Consider the following 18,205-nt stretch of genomic DNA (forward strand, 5'->3'; position numbering starts at 1 on the left):
TTGAGCTAAAGTCCTAACTTTAGCAGAATAACGCCTGGTATTCTGTGTGAATATGAACTACAACTTTAACATAAGCACAATACCTCTACTTTAACTTTAACCTCAACATAAGCACAGTACTTCTACTTCATCTTTAACTCAACATAAACTCAGCACTTCTACTTTATCTTTAACCCGACATAGCTTCAACTACCCCTGCGCCCAGCCCTTCCGGTAGGCGTAGATGGCAAGCTGCGTGCGGTCATCCAGCTCGCACTTCATCAGCAGGTTGCTAACATGCGTCTTGACGGTCTTAATGCTGATATGGAGTTCTTCGCCAATATCCTTGTTGCTCTTACCCTCGGCAATGAGCAGCAGCACTTCCTTTTCTCGCTCAGTGAGACCAGAGGAGTCCCCCTGCACAGTACGCTGACGGATGCCGCGGGTCAGTGCCTGCGACACATCGCCGGTCATCACTGGCATGCCTCGGTATGCACCCTGCAGCGCATAGATCAACTCCTCTGCGGAAACAGTCTTCAGCACGTAGCTGACCGCGCCGGCTTCAATCGCATCGACGACCAGATCATCCTCGAGAAAACTGGTCAGGATGACAATTTTGAGGCCGGGAAACTCCGACAAGACGGCTCTGGTCGTCTCTGCCCCGTTCATAACCGGCATCATCAGGTCCATTAACACAAGATCAGGCAGAGTCTGTTCGTCGCTAGCACGCAGCATCTCCAGCGCTTGCTGTCCATTTGAAGCTTCACCAATGACCTCAAAGGTCGGCTCCAGCATGAGATAGGTTTTGAGGCCCATCCGAACCATATCATGATCATCCACCAGCAATACTTTTATGGCACTCATATCCTGTCCTCCTCTTCCCGGTATTCAGCATCAGTGACCTTCGGCAGTTGCCGCTCCTGGTCACCCTGAATAAATTTGGGGATATGTACGCGAATGGTCGTTCCTGCTCCCTTACGGCTAATAATCTCTACCTGGCCGCCCAGCTTTTCCGCACGTTCGCGCATTGTGGTGAGTCCATACGACCCTTGTTTTTGCTGGACATGCTCAAAGCCCTGACCGTCGTCGCTGATGCTCAGCACTACCTGCCGGGGCCCTTCACGTAGTGACAGACTAACGAGACGCGCCTCCGCATGCTTGACGATGTTGGCCATCGCCTCCTGAATGATCAGGAACAGTTGGTGTTCTATGGCCTCGGATAATTCCCCCTGCAATTCCAGCTCTTTAATACCCTTTAAGCCGTTTTGACGACAATAATCAGGGAACCATTTTTCCAGTGCTTCGAACAGGTTCCTGCCTTCCAGCTCTACCGGACGCAATTGCGCGATCAGCGCACGCATCTGCTTCTGTGCCATTTGAGACATCGTAATCAGCTGATTCATCACAGTCTGTCCGTGCGCCTGGTTGATTTCCAGCACTTTAGGCAGCGAAGAGGCGGACATATGGATCGCGAACAGCTGCTGGCTCACCGTATCATGCAAATCACGGGCCATCCGCCGACGTTCCTCCAATACCGCACTCTCCGCTGCCTTTTCCTTCTCGATGACTTCCTGCTCCCCAAGACGCTGCAGAAGCTTCATCTTATTCTCCACCGTATCCATCATCACATTAAATTCATGGTACACCCTGGAAAAAGACTGATCGTCACTCTCCGGCATCCGCACAGATAAATTACCTTTGGCCACCTGCAGCATGTTCAGATCCAGATGATCAATCCGCCGCTGCATGCGCTGTCCGGCCATATATCCTACAATGACGGCGAACAAGACAATGCCAATCGTCAGGTATACCCACATCCGGTAGTCCACGACCTCAATATAACCGAGACAAGTGCCCGCATAGACAAGCCCTGCGGACACCCCGCCGCTGAGCAGGAAATAGAACAACAACACCCATTTAGTATTATGAAGTATTGTTCCCATCTCTCTAGCCCACCGACTTCACTTTAACATCTCCGATAAAAGCACTGACGGTGATACGGACTTTTTTGCCGCGTTCCTTATAATATGGCGTCTTGAACTGTACATTGCTCATGAACCCGCTACGAGATTCATCCAACACTTGCATATCCCCGATGAACGAGCTGCTGTTAACCGAAACGCCCAGATCCATATCATCGGGAATAAATACCTTAATGTCACCGACAAAGGCGGAGATGTTAATCTTGGTCTCCCCGTAAGCGATCTGCGCGTTGGTGAGGTCAATGACAGTGTCGCCGATAAATTGCGAGATGTTTGTGTGCTTCAGTTGAAAATGATCGCGGCCCATATGAATATCACCGATAAACGCCGACCGGTTACTTGTCTCCTTGCCGCTGTGATGGTCATACTCCTCGTCCCATTCTCCATGTCTGCGGGCGTGGCGTTCCTGACGCTCCTGGTGTCTACGTGCATGACGCTCCTGACGCTCCTGATATCTTTGAAAATGACGTTCCTGCTTCTCTCTATAGCGGGGTCCGGAAGAGCCAAACTGGCCCTCCTCTTCCCGCTCATCCTTGTGCAGATAACTTTCCCACTCCGTATCCTTTGGAGCTGCTGCCTTCGGCTCTTCAAAGGAAGAGGATCCCGAAAACTTGCCGAATTTCTGCTCAAATTGCTCATCCAGTGTGGACTCCATCGGTTTTGGAGGTTCGACATCCAGCGGATTGTTCCCCGAAGGGAAGTAGCCCGGCGGCGTTGGCGGCACAGGAGGATCATTCCTGCGCGGCTTGAAAATGACATACAGCCCACCGCCGATCAGCATCACCGGAATGAACATTTTGAAAAAATCACCGGCCGACAGGTAGAACCAACCTAAGTTTCGTCCCAGGAAATAGACCCCGATCGCCAGAAAAAACAGTCCTCCAATGGCCGATGACCCCCTAGAGCTATAATCTCCGGTGGACAACAGACGTTGCAGGCCCAAAAAAATCAGAATAGCCGGCCAGAAGTTGGAGATCACATACCCTATGCTGAAATCGGTATATCCCAGCTGCCTCAGCATAAACATGCCACCGATGCCGATGAGCACTAGCCCGCTCAGGATCTGGCTCGAAACCCTTCGTTTCATGCTTGATTTCCCCCTTTAAATGGAATTTCACTCTTCGCTTACCCTATGACCTCAGTTTACCGGAAGACAAGGTCTTGGTACAGCGGCGGGAGAAGGAAAAGTCCCTCAGTCTAGAGGCTGAGTCGTATGGGATTATATTGAAATTAAATACAGATTATTAGCGATTTCCGTGAATTTTAAAGCGGAGCACGAGGTGCCGCAACTGTTCTGCCATCTGGCCCAAGCCTACGGAGGAAGAGGTTATTTCCTCTGTAGATGCAAGCTGCTCCTCGGTAGCCGCTGATACAGAATCCGTAATACTGGCAGACTCCTCAGAGATACTCCGAATCTGTTCCATATGCTCTGTTACCCCCGCCACCTCATGGGTCATGGCCTCCACTGCACTGGCGAGCTCCTCCAGGGTTGAAGCCGACTGGTTCACGGTTCCTGAAATCTCGGCAAACGAATGGCCGGATAGACTGACTGCTTCGATACCGCTGGACACTTTCTCCTTGGCTTGCTGCATTTCTGCAGTCACTTCCTCGACATGTTGCCGGACGGATTGCACCAATTCACTGATACGGGAGGCGGATTCCTCTGAGTTAAAAGCAAGCTTCCGCACCTCGCTGGCGACCACCGCGAACCCCCGGCCCTGCTCTCCGGCACGAGCTGCCTCAATAGAAGCGTTAAGTGCCAACAGGTTAGTCTGACGAGAGATACCAGTAATCACATCCACGATAGTATCAATCTCCAGCGAGCGTTCCTCCAGTTTGAATACAACCTGATCCAGCCGTTCCACTGTCTCCTGCACACGGTGGATTTGCTGGACCGCTTGCTCTGCGGCTGCATTACCGTCCGTGGCCGCTGCAGAGGTCTTAATCATCCCGACTGATACCTCCTGCATTCGGCTCGACAAGCTCCCCATTTCTTCAGATATATACTCCATACTCCGCGCTCCACTTTGCACACGCTCGACCTGTCGCTCGCTCCCCGTACACAACGCCTGTACCGCCACACTAACCTGTTCTATGGCCTGATTGGTCTGCTCGGCGCCAGCAGTTAGCTCCTCAGCAGACGACGATACCAAATCCGTCGTTTCCTGAACTCCCATAATCATTGCTCTCAGATTATCAACCATGTTCTGAAAGCTGCGGGCTACGTCGCCAAACTCATCCTTTCTTCGGGTATCCACATTTTCTGTCAGGTCGCCTTTGCTAATCACTTCGGCAGCGGTCTTGAGCTTGTTCAGAGGTCGAGTAATAGTGCTGACAATAAACAAGCTGGCAGTGATCGTAACAATTAGAATGATGGCAATCGTAATATTCACTGTATTTTTTATAGCCTCAGCACCCTCATTCATCTCGCTGACGTAGAGCGTCCCTCCTATTTTCCAGCCAGTTAGATCATTGGTCGTAAAGAACATTTCCTTCTCACGGTCATCCAGCAAATACTCAAAGTTTCCGCTCTTGCCAGCAAACATCTGCTCCGTATAGCTGCTTCCACCCGGTTCCGCCGGTTTAAGGTTAGGATGCACCACTATCTTCTTGTTACTGTCCAGCACAATAACATACCCTTGCTTGCCAATTGTAACGCTAGACTCCGTTCGGATCGCGTCAAGATTCAGGGATACACCTAACACGCCCGCTCCATTTGCAATCGCTTTCGACATAATGATCTCAGGGCTGCCCTTGGCATCCATCACAACAGGAGTAATGCTGATTTGACCCGGCGCTGCCAAGGCAGACCTGTACCAATCCTGTTCACGGGGGTCATTGTTCGAACGTTCTGTACCGCTACCCTGGATGGTTACACCTTCTGCAGTACCTATGTAGGCATTATTGATATCGGGGTTCAGTCCTAGATATTGTTCCAGCATGGGGATCAATTTCTGAGCATCCGGACCTTGCAGTGTAGAACTTGCCAGTGTGTTGGTGAGAAAATCTACATCACTTTTTTTGGACTCGATGCTGTAGCTGATAATTGAATTAACCGTCTCCACGCTTTGCTGGGCACTGCTTAGCATTTGCTGACGCATATGGTTTCGAGAGCTTTGCGCAGCCATCACACCAATGATCAGCGAGGGCACAATTACTACTACAATTAAAGAGACCACTAATTTTACTCTTACAGTTAATCTAAAATGCCTCTTCTTCATACAGACAAAACCCTCTCATCACATATTTTATGTACTCTATTGTATTTATCAGCAGAACATGGAAGAAAATATTCGTTTTATCAATATTAGCATTAAATTTGGTTAAAATATACTTTTTAGGTTGAAAATTATCATCTCATAATAAAAAGACTGCCCCCATCAGCTTGATGCTGATGAGAACAGCCTGATTCTTCAGCAGAGGTCTGCTGTAAGATGATTATTGTTGCGGTTTTTGAACCGGCTTCGCAACAGAAGTGTTGCTTTTGCTGTTTGCGCCATCATTTTCAACCGCAAACTCAGCATTGTATTTTTCATTCGGTGTTTTATAGTTTTCTTGAACTTTTGATTTCTTGGAGTTAGCCACGGAATTCACCTCCCTTTTTTTCCTCATGTCATGGTTGCACCAGGCCAGTGAGGTTGGTCCGGAAGAGGCAATGAATCATTGCCCCAGTCCGTATTATGGGAAGTGGCAGCATAGATTATGCATGACCAAGTGAATTATATTTCAATCCGTGTAACAGATGCTGCAGTTCTCACTGTTAGATGACTTCTTCCAAGAGATTTGGTGGAACGGAATTGTAGGTTTGGATCGCGTGGCTGAGATTCTTCAGCATGGCTTCTGTACATTTACCGTTACCCCGCTTGATCACGTGCACCACCACTGTTTTTTTGCCCCATTCCTTATAGACCTGCTTGGTAGTGGCAAAATAAAGATCAATCTTCCGTCCTTTAATCGCAGAACCTGTATCTGCTACCACCGCATAGCCATAGTCAGGAACATAAAGGATGCTGCCCAGCGGCAGTACTTTAGGGTCCGCTGCTATCGTTGAGATCGTATTCTTGTCCCGACGAACCTTGACACCAGAATACGTAATGCCGTATTCCGGATGCTTGGATGTTTTCCCGGTCGATTCATACCCTGCGGTATAGCCCGTTGCTGTGACCTTCATTGACGTGAGAATCTGTTCCCTTGCTGGTGCTGCTACCGGTACAGACGCCGGTGTTTTCGCCGGAGCCTGGCTTCCCTTCTTCTGCGTTACAGGCGGTGTTGAAGCTTTAGGAACTTGTACTGCATTCGACTGCACAGCTGATGCCGAGACTGGTGGTGTGTAGACTTCATTCGCATATATTGTCGCACGGGCGGTCTGGATTTCAGGACTCAGACCCTTTGCTTGCACCGTCTCTTGTTGTGATTCCGGGTATATTCCGGCTACACCCAGTAGAAGCGCTGCAGTAACGATTAAACACCAAAACCTCTGAAACATGCCCATTTTGTTCATAAGATAAACCTCCCCCTATTAGCGAAGGTTTCCCTATTCTCAAAATTTTATACGTGGAGAACAGTAAAACTGTCCCCCACAGGCATATAATCAGAGGTTTTATATAAGACGAACTTAATATCCTAACGTAAAGCTCGGTCGTCACTACGGTGAATGTTTGGACTTCCGGTCGCTGTTGTATCCAGATTTCTTCTTTATCAGCCGCTTTTAACGGTTGAAATCTGGATACAAAGGCGAGCGCTACGCTCCTACAGTTCCAAACCTTCCCCTTCGTTCCTTCTTGCTTTTGTTAATTTCTTATGTCCGTTTATACATTTGGTAGCATAAATCAGCTTGTTGATCTTAAGAGATCACACGATCAGCGATTTCCTGGGACAGCAGCTCAATGACTTCCTGAACCGGCTTGGCTCCAAGGTCGCCTTCACCACGCTTACGGACCGAGACGGTACCCGCATTCATCTCGTTCTCACCCACGATGAACATGTAAGGCAGCTTCTCCAGCTGTGCTTCACGAATCTTGTAGCCTAGCTTCTCGTTACGCAGGTCAGCAACCGCTGTGATTCCACGGCGACGAAGCTTATCAGTCACTTCGTTGGCATAGTCATCGAAAGCAGTGGAAACCGGAATAACCTTAACCTGCTCAGGCGATAGCCAGAGCGGCAGGGAACCCGCGAAATTCTCCAGCAAGAAGGCAACAAAACGCTCCATTGTACCCAGAATACCACGGTGCAATACAACCGGACGGTGCTTCTGACCATCATCACCAACATACTCCAGTTCAAAGCGTTCTGGCAGCAGGAAGTCAATTTGGACTGTGGACAATGTCTCTTCCTTACCAAGCACTGTCTTGATCTGCACGTCAAGTTTCGGACCATAGAAGGCCGCTTCGCCTTCAGCCTCGTAGAATGGGAGGCCCGCTTCCTCTACAACTTCACGCAGCATACGCTGAGCGGTTTCCCACATTTCATCATTGGCAAAATATTTCTCAGTGTCCTTCGGATCACGATAGGACAACCGGAAACGGTAATCGTTGATACCGAAATCTTTGTATACCTGCTGGATCAGCTCGATAACACGGATGAACTCACCTTTGATTTGATCCAGACGACAGAAAATATGCGAGTCATTCAGGGTCATTGAACGCACACGGTGAAGACCGGTCAGGGCACCAGACATCTCGTAACGGTGCTGAATGCCAAGCTCGGCAATACGGATCGGCAGATCACGGTAGCTGTGCATAGAGCTCTTATAGATCATCATATGGTGTGGACAGTTCATCGGACGAAGCACAAACTCCTCGTTGTCGATAGCCATTTTCGGGAACATGTCTTCCTGATAGTGTTCCCAGTGGCCCGAGGTCTTGTACAATTCTACGTTACCCAGTACCGGAGTGTATACATGCTGGTAGCCCAAGCTTGCTTCCAGATCGACAATATAACGTTCCAGAATGCTGCGCAGCTTGGCACCCTTAGGCAGCCAGATTGGCAGACCTTGACCAACGAGTTGATTGAACGTGAAAATCTCCAGTTCTTTTCCGAGCTTGCGGTGATCGCGTTTCTTCGCTTCCTCAAGCAAGCGCAGGTGTTCATCCAGTTGAGCTTTCTTGATCCAGGCTGTACCGTATACACGTTGCAGCATCTTGTTCTTGGCATCTCCACGCCAGTAAGCACCGGCTACGCTCATCAGCTTGAAGACTTTGATCTTGGACGTGGACGGTACGTGCGGACCACGGCACAGGTCGAAGAACTCGCCCTGTTCATAGATTGTAATAATACTGTCCTCAGGCAGCGCCTGAATCAGTTCCAGCTTGTAAGGGTCACCCAGTTCTCCGAAAATATCGAGCGCTTCCTTGCGGCTGACCTCTTTGCGTACGATAGGCAGATTCTCGTTAATAATCCGCTCCATTTCCTTCTCAATCTTGAGCAGATCCTCAGGATTAAGCGGATGCTCCAAATCCATATCATAATAGAAGCCATCTTCAATCACTGGACCAACGCCCAGCTTGACTTCCTTAGCTCCGAACAAGCGTTTTGCCGCTTGCGCCATCAAATGCGCGGTACTGTGGCGCATCACTTCAAGACCTTCTGGCGAATCCAAAGTCACGATCTCTACCAGCGCCCCTTCCTGAAGCGGGGTCGACAAGTCGACGACGATTCCGTTCAATTTACCTGCAGCGGCGTTCTTACGAAGTCCGCTACTAATGGAAGCCGCCACATCATCGATGGTGCTACCTTCCGCATATTCCCGGACTGAGCCGTCCGGTAACTTAATGCTTACTGCCATTATATTTCCTCCTCAAAAATCATTAGACCCGTAGGTCGTTTATTTGTACGGAACGAGATGTTCCATGCAACAAAAAACACCCGTCCCGCAAAGGGACGAGTGATTGCACCCGTGGTTCCACCCAAATTCGATTCCTTCTCCTATCGCCAATGAAGTGGCTTTCGAGCACAGAATCCTTAGTTAGCATGGAATAACGGCCATGAACCGGCGATTCTTACTGTCCCAAGTCTTGTCCACTAGATAGTTCCCGGGAGTTCATAACCGCAGCTACAAAGGGGTAAATCAAAAGCCGGATACCGGAGGAACTTGCAGCCATTGTTTCCTCTCTCTGAACGGTCCGAAGCGATTGTCCATTTCTTTGTCAAAGCTGTTCGCGTGAATTTACCAGTAAATTATAAATCGGACCTCCCCCGGCAGTCAAGCCAGAAGAAGTCCGATCCTTGTTATACATTGAAAATAACTATTGATGCTGCCAGTCGCCACACTTCCCGAAGCAGAATCATTCTTCGCGGCGTTTCTTCTGGGGCAAGCGACCAGCACGCTTCAACGACTCACGCAGCAGATACTCGATGTGTCCGTTAACGCTGCGGAACTCCTCCCCTGCCCAGCGCTCCAGCGCTTCATGCAGCTCTGGATCAATCCGCAGCGGAAAGCTTTTCTTGGCCGCCATAATTATACCGCCTTAGTACAACGAGCCAGCGTTAATGACCGGGCTAGCTCCACGCTCGGACACAATCGCCACCATCAGATTATTGATCATCGCCGCTTTGCGTTCTTCATCCAGTTCTACCACGCCGCTCTCTTTAAGCTGCTTAATCGCCATATCTACCATGCCCACAGCACCTTCTACAATGATCTGCCGTGCTGACAGAATGGCTGATGCCTGTTGACGCTGAAGCATCGTGCTGGCAATTTCAGTCGAATAAGCCAAATGCGTTAGCCTTGCCTCAATGACCTCGACACCAGAGATGGACAAGCGCTCCTGTAGTTCACTTGCCAGCTCCTTGGCAATTTCATCGGCATTCGCCCGCAAGGACATTCCGGCTTCATTGAAGTTGTCATAAGGATATTTACTCGCCACATGACGCAGCGCTGTCTCACTCTGTATCTCCACGAACTCCATATATTTATCTACATCGAAGAGTGCCTTCGCAGAGTTGATTACTTTAAATACAATAACTGCCGCAATTTCAATCGGGTTCCCCTCGACATCATTCACCTTCAACTTGGCGCTATTAAAGTTACGAACCCGTAGTGAGACCGTCTTACGGCCACTGAACGGAATAACCGCCCATAGCCCGCTTGTAGATATCGTTCCAACATATTGCCCGAAAAATGTCACCACAACCGATTTGTTCGGTTGAACTACTGTAATACTGGTCAGCAGTACGCCTGCTGCTACGAACAAGATGACAGGCACAATAACATATTCCTGAGCGGCGCCGTATATTCCACCAGCCAAACAAAGAACTAGCAATGCAATAACCCAGAAACCGCTAACAGGGCGAAGAATTTTTTCCGTCATATGGACCCCTCCAACTAGATATTCATTTGATATTTAAATGATATCACTTTTGGATATGGATGTAAATTATTATTTCAGCAGCCGTTCGCTAACCGCCATGCCAGTCTACAACTTTATTTTTCTTCTGACACTCCGACGACACATCCCCTGTAAGCCCGTCCACATATAACGGACGATGGATTTAAATCTCCTCATTGCAAAAGAACGAGAAAAAATCAAATGTAATCTCACGTGAAAATAAGCCCACTACGCCTATACGGGCATTGTGGGCTTCTCTGCTTAATCTTACTTGTAAATTGAAGTATCTAGCGGAATAATGAACCCGCCGTCAACAGCTTGTGTCACATTTATTGCGATGTTCTTTACTCCAGAGATATCTACCTCAATCGTCTGGAGATCACTATTAGGCGAAATCTTCTCTACTTTTTTAAGAAGCACATTCTTGTCATTATCCATAATTTCAAGAGACTCCACTTCCTTGCCGACCGCAGCGAATTGCAGAACAAGTTTCTGATATTTGCCGTTAGGGCTGAGCGCGGTATATTTAATATTGGAATTAGGTGCGCTGTACAGCACTTCCTTATAATTCTTGCCGCCGTATTTGGTCAGTGCAGGGTCCTTGGTATGCAGACTGGTGTTAAAATCCTCCTGCTTCACGGGAACGCCTGCCTGCTGTTCGCCAATAATCACCTCTTTGGCTGTCCCGTCATAATTCACTGGAACATCCAGCAGCTCAGAAACAGATCGTACCGGAAGATACGTAGTTCCTTTATAAGTAATGGGAAGCACCGCTTTGCCATTGCCATCTTTGAGAGGGGTAATCTCCCCGTTCACTCTGATCTTTAAATCTCCGTTTAACAACGCTTTAATTTCTTGGAGATGCGAGCTCGCGAAAGCACCTGTGCCCATGCCCACTAAAAGTATCATGGTACCGCATAAAGTCGTAACAACCTTCTTCTTCATTTCTGTTTTCCTCCTCTTGGGATATCATCAAATCCAGGAACACCAGAAACAACGGTTATTGAGAGATAATCTTTCTGAAAGATGACGCTACATGTAGGATAGTCTCTGCGTTTTTGGAGTTGAAGATTTTACCACATTATATCACAAAGCCCAATGCTTCATTTCTATTTCTTCCTTCTTCCAAGCTACGACTGTTCACTCTTGTATAGAAAGGTAGAAAATGAATTCAGGGTTTTCAAATCCAAGCTGAAGGAAACAAAATAGGGGCTTCTTCTGTGTATTATCATAACACGAAAAAAGTCACTCCAGGCAGTAGTCCATGAGTGCCTACTTCATATGCAATTATATATGGCCGGAACTTTCTTTCACGATGGTTACCTTCCGAGTCTAATACTTTATTTTCTTCTGACAAAAAGACCGTAGACACATTCGATTTTCCCGAATGAATCTACGGTCTATATTTAGCCTCAAAACTCTAGACTAGCAGCCTCTCTGCCTAGTTCTGCATCACAAAATCATTGTCAATCTTCGCATTGGCATCATCGAACACCCGCAGAATGTCGTAACGCGTGTTACGCTGTGCCGGGATTTTACCAGCTTCACGGATTAGTTGTGTAATGGACTCGATGTTGACTTTGTAGGTTGCGCCCGCGGAGGACACGACGTTCTCTTCAATCATCGTGCTACCGAAATCGTTGCAGCCATATTGCAGTGACAGCTTGCCGACTTCCGGCCCCATAGTTACCCAGGAAGATTGGAAGTTCTTGATGTTGTCCAGCACCAGACGGCTGATCGCTACGGTCTTCAAATACTCTTCCGGCGTTTGTCTGTCCAGCTTCAGATTGGTATTATCCGGCTGGAAGGTCCAGGAGATAAAGGCCAGGAAGCCTTCGGAGTCATACTTATTGGCAATGCACTCATCTTGAGCTTCGCGCACGCGGAGCAGGTGCAGTGCCCGCTCTTCCAAGGTCTCGCCAAGGCCAATAACCATAGTCGCGGTCGTGTTCATACCGACTTTATGCGCGGTCTGCATAACGTCCATCCAGTCGCGCCAAGAGCCTTTCAGACGACTGATTCTGCGGCGTGTACGGTCATCGAGAATTTCTGCACCACCGCCTGGAAGTGAATCCAGCCCGGCCGCATGAATCTCGCGGATGACCTCTTCCAGTGACAATCCGGAAACTTCCTTCATCTTCATGATTTCAGCAGGTGAGAAGGAGTGCATCGTAATTTCGGGGAAGCGTTGCTTGATCCCACGCAGCAAATCTGTGTAGTAATTGAAAGGCAGATTGGGGTTCACGCCCCCCTGCATTAGAATTTCAGTTCCGTTAACGGCAATCGTTTCGGAAATCTTTTGGAAAATAAGTTCATCCGGCAGTACGTACCCCTCGTCAGAGCCCGGTCTGCGGTAAAAGGCGCAAAAACGGCAGTACACATCACATACATTGGTATAGTTAACATTGCGGCCAATGACGAAGGTCGCCATCGGGTCCGGATGCCAACGTTTCATAATAATGTCGGCAGCAGCGCCCATTTTCTCAATTTCGTTACTCTCGAACAATCTTACGGTATCCTCCAGCCCAAGCCGGTCTCCCCGCAGCGCTTTATCCAAGATCAGGTCTATCGCACTCATCGTTCGCAGCCTCCTTTAAAACCCATATCTTTATGGTATTTTCATAAAATTTATAAGACAATTGAATATGTTCGTTCCTTCATCGTAACACAATCCGGACCGCTTGAGAAATTTTTTTCACAAAGTATAACGACCTTAACCATCTTTTGGAAAAGGCCTGCCTCCATGTAAAAAAAGATACCATCCCCGCTCATAGAACCGTTTCTGAATTCAAAAAGGACAGCTTCGTCCGAAAACGAAACTGTCCTTGCGAAGCTTAATTATTCGTCCGCAAGCGCCTGCTCCAGATCGACAATGAGATCCTCGATAGACTCAAGGCCGACCGAGAAGCGCAGCAGTCCATCCGTAATTCCGCGGGCCGCCCGAACCTCTGCCGGCATAGCCGCATGGGACATCATAGCCGGGTACGACAGGATACTCTCTACAGCGCCGAGGCTGACCGCAACAAGCGGCAGCGTCACCTTGTTCAACACACGCTTGGCCCGTTCACCGGAGCCAACATCGAACGAGACAACCGCGCCGTAGCCGCTGGATTGCGATTCATGGATCTCGCGTCCCGGATGATTTGCCAGTCCTGGGTAGAACACAGCCGTAATATCGCTGCGGGCGTCAAGCCAGGCTGCAAGTTTGGCTGCGCTGATCTCGCTGTGCGCCATCCGCGCCTCCAGCGTTTTCATTCCACGCATCAACAGCCAGCTTTCCTGCGGAGCCAGCACGGTGCCCAGACCGTTTTGCAGCATTTTAAGCTGCTTGCCGATTTCTGCGGTACGAGCTACAGCAAGTCCTGCCAGCACATCGCTATGACCGCCGAGGAACTTCGTCGCGCTGTGCAAAACGATATCTACACCTTGCTCGATTGGACGCTGATAATACGGCGTCATGAACGTATTATCCAGAATAGTCAGAAGCTCATGGCTCTTGGCCCATTCGCATACAGCGGCTACATCCGTGATTTTTAGCGTCGGATTCGACGGAGTTTCCATATATACGGCTTTCGTATTCGGCTGAAGGGCAGCTTTGATCTGCTCAAGATCCGTCATATCCACAAAGGTGCTTTCAATGTTCAGACGATTCAGGATGAGCGTCAATAGCCGGTATGTACCGCCATAGACATCCTCAGTCACGATCACATGATCGCCAGAGGACAGCATCAGGAACGTACTGGAGATCGCAGCCATGCCGGAGGCATAGGCGAAACCGCGCTCTCCGCCTTCCAACAGGGCAATATAATCTTCAAGCGCCTGACGGGTCGGATTGCCTGACCGGCTATAGTCATGCAGCGGCGGATTATTAATATCCTCATGATGGAAAGTCGAAGCCTGATAGATCGGCACACTGGAAGCGCCAGTAGCTTTGTCGATCTCGCTGCCAAAGTGCAGCAGACGGGTAGCGAATTTGAGGTTATTCTTCTTATCCTTGTTCACGTTGTTATCACTCATTATGCCTGGCCCCCTTGTGCATCTGCTGCTTCAATCTCAATACGTGCCTGTTCCAGTGCATTACCCAGATCTGCGATCAGGTCATCGATATGTTCAATACCAACCGAGAAGCGCAGCAACCGGTCATCAACACCCACCGCATCGCGGATTTCAACCGGAATATCGGCATGGGTCTGTATCGCCGGGTAAGTCATCAACGATTCTACACCACCAAGGCTTTCCGCGAAGGCGATTAGATGGATATGACGAAGTATCGGCTCCACATATCTCGCATCCTTCACTTTGAAGGAGAAAATACCAGTGTTCCCGGACGACTGGCGGTTCTGGATCTCAAAGCCCGGATGCTCCGGCAGACCCGGATGGAAAACTTCAGCGATGGCAGAATGTCCTTTGAGATAATGGGCCAGTTCCAGTGCGTTGCTCTCGTGGCGCTCCATGCGCAGTGCCAGCGTCTTCATCCCTCTCATCAACTGGTAGCTATCGGTTGGTCCCAGTACTGAACCGATGGAGTTGTGGAGAATCGCCATTTCAGCAGACAGTTCCGCACCTTTAGTCACAATCAGACCTGCCAGCACGTCGTTATGACCGCCCAAGTATTTGGTGGCACTGTGGATAATGATATCGGCTCCCAGTTCCAGCGGACGCTGGAAGAACGGAGTTAGCAGCGTATTGTCTACAATAGTAAGGAGTTCATGCGACTTGGCCCATGTACAGACAGCCTCGACATCTGTAATCATCATCAACGGATTGGTTGGTGTCTCAATAAGTACCGCCTTGGTCTCCGGACGACGAACGGCTTCCAGTGCCTCCAAATCATTGGTATCCACATAAGAAGTCGTCACGCCAAATTTGGACATGATCCGCTCCAACAAGCGATAAGTTCCGCCGTAGAGATCCAGCGATACGATCAGATGATCTCCTTGTCGGAAAAGGCTGAAGATCGTTTGCAAAGCGGCCATACCGGAACTACAGGCAAATGCTGCATCTCCGGATTCCAATTGCGCTGCTGCCGTTTCCAGTACAGAACGGGTCGGGCTTTTGGTGCGGCTATAGTCAAAGCCTGTACTTTGCCCCAGCTTCGGATGACGAAACGCCGTTGCATTATAGATAGGGAAGTTTACCGCTCCAGTGGCCGGGTCCTCCTGCGATCCTATTTGGGCAAGTCTGCTTTCAATCCTCAGTTTGTCGTCCATTCCATATAACCTCCTAAGTAAGTGTACTGCTGCATTCTCATCTATAACTTAAATGATGGGTCCAATATCATAGGGTGTTTCTTGGTATACATAGTAATTGAGCCAATTAGAGAACAATAAGTTAGCATGGGCGCGCCAAGTTGATGGCGGAGTACGCTTTGGATCATCTTTTGGAAAATAGTTCTTCGGCAGTGCCATTTCCATACCCTTGGCGACATCACGATCATACTCCCACTTCAGGGAAAGCGGATCGTACTCAGAGTGGCCGGTGACAAAGATTTGTCGGCCATCCTTTGTAGCCACCAGATAGATGCCCGCTTCCTCTGATTCGGCCAGGATTTGCAGATCCGGATTACGCTCGATATCTTCGCGGGACACATCCGTGTGCCGGGAGTGCGGAACATAGAACAGTTCATCGAACCCGCGCAGCAGCTTTACATTATTATGGTTCAGTGTGTGAGGGAATACGCCAAAACATTTCTCAGACAATGCTTCCTTACGCACACCGAAGTGATGGTACAAACCGGCTTGTGCAGCCCAACAGATATGCATAGTGGAGGTAACATTATCTTTACTCCATTCAAAAATCTCTTTCAGCTCTTCCCAGTATGTTACATCTTCAAAATCCATCTGCTCCACAGGAGCGCCAGTCACGATAAGTCCGTCAAATCGACGGTGGCTAATCTTATCGAAGGTCGTATAGAAGCTGTTCAGATGCTCAGCCGACGTGTTCTTCGAAGTATGGGAACGGGGACGCAGCAGCACAATGTCCACCTGAAGCGGTGAGTTACCGATCAAACGGAGCAACTGAGTTTCCGTAGTTTCTTTGGTAGGCATTAAATTTAGAATGGCAAGGCGCAAGGGACGTATATCCTGATGAAACGCCTCGCTCTCGTCCATGATGAAAATATTTTCTCCCGACAATATCTCTTTCGCCGGCAGACTGTCTGGAATCTTAATTGGCATTTCTCGTCTTCACTCCTTGATAATAGAATGCCGCTTGGCGGCTGTTAACATTGGGTAAACAAAAAAGACCTCACTCTGAACGAGAAAGGTCATATTTATTCACATATGCGCCTCTCTCATCTGCCAGAAATCTTCACCGGGCATCTGCCCGCTTCAAAGTTTCCTGCAAGAATTAGCACCGTGCGTTTTCACGCCGGTTGCCGGGTTTCATCGGGCTAGTCCCTCCACCTGCTCTTGATAAGAAATTGCTTGTTAATTGATCTCATTAAATGTTAATAAACCTTGTAATATCACCTTATAAGATCAATTATTCGTATTCAGTTTTAATTTTTCATCCCCAATTTAGTTGTGACACCATCAGAGATAAAAAAAGCATATTCTCAATGGATTATCATCAAGTAATATGCTATGTATTATACATCATTTATTCATTTTGACAAGATAAAAAATTAGTTCGGCTTTAGCGATTCTTAAATTTTTATCTAAGCTAGAAATAATTTAAACGTGCCTGACTATATCAGCTTATATATGTTTGTTTCGCCTAATTGCAGAATGGGTTGAAAATCATATGTATTTTTACTTTTATTAACCTCTATGTCCTCTTTATTACCATCAATATTCCGTTCTGCTTCCCAACGATCTAATCACATTATCCGCTGCCCTCACTTGTAATTTCATTGTCATAATTAAATTTAATTAACATCAATTTGAAGGTAGCGAATCCCCTCTCCACAAATAAAAAAATAACCCCATTATGACATACAATAAATCAATATTGTAGTTATAATGGGGTTATTTTATGAATTCAATTCTATTTTTAAAAATATATTCATTTTCCTTTTTTATTCAATTTTGAATTTGAATTGGTGGACTATAATACAATTTTTTATTTACATTGTCCCATGCCACTTTAAATCCATTCTCTTTCAATACACTAGATGGAACATAACTAATACCATCCTTAAGTAGCCCATTCACAATGCTATTATCTTTTGTAGATATTGCTTTAATTGCATCCACTTTTTTATCATCCTTTATTGATTGTGTAGGTTGAGGATTGACTACTGGCTCTAATTTAATATTTAGCTTTACTAGTTCTGCTTTAATAGAAGGAATAAAACCCTTATTAGCTGCCGCAATTGTATTACCGTCACCAAAAAATGCTGTTCCAGGACATGTCTTACTCGATTTTCCTGGAGTGTAGTCGCTAAGCCGTTCGCCTGTGGCTGTAAACCAAGCATGATACACGATGTTGTCAGTGTTGATAGAAATTTTAAACTTATCAGCCAGACATGCATAAACATGAACAATTGCATCACGTTGTGCAGTAGTCATAATGTCTGCACCTTTATCAAAATAGCCAATGCTCTCGATACAGATCATACCTGTGTTGGCGCCTTTAATTCCAGCTGGTGTAATATTTAAGTCGCGGTCTAGACTTAATGCGATTTTACCATCTTCAAAAATAGTTAGATGTTGACCGGCAGCAGACCATCCATTATCTTTTATATGTGATGTTCTCATTCCCTCAAGACATACAAAATGGTCTTGTTGAGCTACACCATTAATCATTTTTCTAGTAGTATAATTTGGGGATGCAGTGTGATGTACTTGAAGTTTCTTTATGCTACGAGTTACCACTTGTTTATCTACCCAGTCTTTAAACTCCGATTTCTCCATTAGGAGAAAATTCCCTTGTTGTTTCATTTGTGATATCTTCCTTTCTAGTAAATCAATGCTA

15 protein-coding genes and 1 riboswitch are annotated in these 18,205 nt (G+C 47.6%); all 15 genes read right to left on the reverse strand.

Annotated elements, in window-relative coordinates:
• Positions 1-189 precede the first annotated feature (189 nt).
• The gene (locus tag AC3Y23_RS21175; RefSeq protein WP_379202709.1) at positions 190-843 is read right to left on the reverse strand and encodes a response regulator; all 654 of its coding nucleotides are present in this window, start codon (positions 841-843) and stop codon (positions 190-192) included.
• On the reverse strand, positions 840-1,922 hold the full coding sequence (locus AC3Y23_RS21180; RefSeq protein ID WP_379202711.1) for a sensor histidine kinase: 1,083 nt from the start codon (positions 1,920-1,922) through the stop codon (positions 840-842). Before AC3Y23_RS21180 ends, AC3Y23_RS21175 begins: the two co-directional genes overlap by 4 nt.
• Before the next feature lie 4 nt (positions 1,923-1,926).
• A complete protein-coding gene (liaF, locus tag AC3Y23_RS21185; RefSeq protein ID WP_379202713.1) occupies positions 1,927-3,048 on the reverse strand; it encodes a cell wall-active antibiotics response protein LiaF in 1,122 nt (373 codons plus the stop codon).
• A gap of 157 nt (positions 3,049-3,205) precedes the next feature.
• On the reverse strand, positions 3,206-5,140 hold the full coding sequence (locus AC3Y23_RS21190; protein ID WP_379202715.1) for a methyl-accepting chemotaxis protein: 1,935 nt from the start codon (positions 5,138-5,140) through the stop codon (positions 3,206-3,208).
• Positions 5,141-5,399: 259 nt separating this feature from the next.
• Positions 5,400-5,546 carry a hypothetical protein gene (locus tag AC3Y23_RS21195; protein ID WP_379202717.1) on the reverse strand — a complete coding sequence of 49 codons (147 nt, stop codon included), beginning with the start codon at positions 5,544-5,546 and terminating at the stop codon, positions 5,400-5,402.
• A gap of 175 nt (positions 5,547-5,721) precedes the next feature.
• Positions 5,722-6,462 (reverse strand): 3D domain-containing protein, encoded by a 741-nt coding sequence (locus AC3Y23_RS21200; RefSeq protein ID WP_379202719.1) that lies wholly within the window; start codon positions 6,460-6,462, stop codon positions 5,722-5,724.
• Positions 6,463-6,804: 342 nt separating this feature from the next.
• Positions 6,805-8,745: a threonine--tRNA ligase gene (gene thrS / locus AC3Y23_RS21205; protein WP_379202721.1), complete on the reverse strand. Its 1,941-nt coding sequence runs from the start codon at positions 8,743-8,745 to the stop codon at positions 6,805-6,807.
• A gap of 499 nt (positions 8,746-9,244) precedes the next feature.
• On the reverse strand, positions 9,245-9,415 hold the full coding sequence (locus AC3Y23_RS21210) for a type II toxin-antitoxin system antitoxin (protein WP_066373934.1): 171 nt from the start codon (positions 9,413-9,415) through the stop codon (positions 9,245-9,247).
• A 12-nt stretch (positions 9,416-9,427) separates the two neighbouring features.
• Positions 9,428-10,270, reverse strand: a complete 843-nt coding sequence (locus AC3Y23_RS21215) for an SPFH domain-containing protein (RefSeq protein WP_379202724.1) — start codon at positions 10,268-10,270, stop codon at positions 9,428-9,430.
• A gap of 285 nt (positions 10,271-10,555) precedes the next feature.
• Entirely contained in the window at positions 10,556-11,233 is a 678-nt protein-coding gene (locus AC3Y23_RS21220; RefSeq protein WP_066373928.1) for a stalk domain-containing protein, read from the reverse strand.
• 496 nt (positions 11,234-11,729) lie between these two features.
• Positions 11,730-12,866 (reverse strand): cyclic dehypoxanthinyl futalosine synthase, encoded by a 1,137-nt coding sequence (mqnC, locus tag AC3Y23_RS21225; RefSeq protein ID WP_379202726.1) that lies wholly within the window; start codon positions 12,864-12,866, stop codon positions 11,730-11,732.
• Between the two features lie 260 nt (positions 12,867-13,126).
• Positions 13,127-14,305 carry a trans-sulfuration enzyme family protein gene (locus AC3Y23_RS21230; protein ID WP_379202728.1) on the reverse strand — a complete coding sequence of 393 codons (1,179 nt, stop codon included), beginning with the start codon at positions 14,303-14,305 and terminating at the stop codon, positions 13,127-13,129.
• Positions 14,305-15,498, reverse strand: a complete 1,194-nt coding sequence (locus AC3Y23_RS21235; protein ID WP_379202730.1) for an aminotransferase class I/II-fold pyridoxal phosphate-dependent enzyme — start codon at positions 15,496-15,498, stop codon at positions 14,305-14,307. Before AC3Y23_RS21235 ends, AC3Y23_RS21230 begins: the two co-directional genes overlap by 1 nt.
• A 48-nt stretch (positions 15,499-15,546) precedes the next feature.
• A complete protein-coding gene (gene metA, locus AC3Y23_RS21240) occupies positions 15,547-16,464 on the reverse strand; it encodes a homoserine O-acetyltransferase MetA (protein WP_379202732.1) in 918 nt (305 codons plus the stop codon).
• A 113-nt stretch (positions 16,465-16,577) separates the two neighbouring features.
• Positions 16,578-16,708, reverse strand: a riboswitch (SAM riboswitch).
• 602 nt (positions 16,709-17,310) lie between these two features.
• On the reverse strand, positions 17,311-18,171 hold the full coding sequence (locus AC3Y23_RS21245) for a peptidoglycan recognition protein family protein (RefSeq protein WP_379202734.1): 861 nt from the start codon (positions 18,169-18,171) through the stop codon (positions 17,311-17,313).
• Positions 18,172-18,205 lie beyond the last annotated feature (34 nt).

The sequence above is a fragment of the Paenibacillus sp. MAHUQ-45 genome (assembly GCF_058133325.1).

Excerpts from the sequence above, each read along its gene's own strand:
- AC3Y23_RS21235 (WP_379202730.1), bottom strand. The coding sequence starts at position 15,498 with ATGGACGACAAACTGAGGATTGAAAGCAGACTTGCCCAAATAGGATCG.
- metA (WP_379202732.1), bottom strand. The coding sequence starts at position 16,464 with ATGCCAATTAAGATTCCAGACAGTCTGCCGGCGAAAGAGATATTGTCG.
- mqnC (WP_379202726.1), bottom strand. The coding sequence starts at position 12,866 with ATGAGTGCGATAGACCTGATCTTGGATAAAGCGCTGCGGGGAGACCGG.
- AC3Y23_RS21180 (WP_379202711.1), bottom strand. The coding sequence starts at position 1,922 with ATGGGAACAATACTTCATAATACTAAATGGGTGTTGTTGTTCTATTTC.
- AC3Y23_RS21245 (WP_379202734.1), bottom strand. The coding sequence starts at position 18,171 with ATGAAACAACAAGGGAATTTTCTCCTAATGGAGAAATCGGAGTTTAAA.
- AC3Y23_RS21215 (WP_379202724.1), bottom strand. The coding sequence starts at position 10,270 with ATGACGGAAAAAATTCTTCGCCCTGTTAGCGGTTTCTGGGTTATTGCA.
- AC3Y23_RS21230 (WP_379202728.1), bottom strand. The coding sequence starts at position 14,305 with ATGAGTGATAACAACGTGAACAAGGATAAGAAGAATAACCTCAAATTC.
- AC3Y23_RS21210 (WP_066373934.1), bottom strand. The coding sequence starts at position 9,415 with ATGGCGGCCAAGAAAAGCTTTCCGCTGCGGATTGATCCAGAGCTGCAT.
- liaF (WP_379202713.1), bottom strand. The coding sequence starts at position 3,048 with ATGAAACGAAGGGTTTCGAGCCAGATCCTGAGCGGGCTAGTGCTCATC.
- AC3Y23_RS21220 (WP_066373928.1), bottom strand. The coding sequence starts at position 11,233 with ATGAAGAAGAAGGTTGTTACGACTTTATGCGGTACCATGATACTTTTA.
- AC3Y23_RS21200 (WP_379202719.1), bottom strand. The coding sequence starts at position 6,462 with ATGAACAAAATGGGCATGTTTCAGAGGTTTTGGTGTTTAATCGTTACT.
- AC3Y23_RS21175 (WP_379202709.1), bottom strand. The coding sequence starts at position 843 with ATGAGTGCCATAAAAGTATTGCTGGTGGATGATCATGATATGGTTCGG.
- thrS (WP_379202721.1), bottom strand. The coding sequence starts at position 8,745 with ATGGCAGTAAGCATTAAGTTACCGGACGGCTCAGTCCGGGAATATGCG.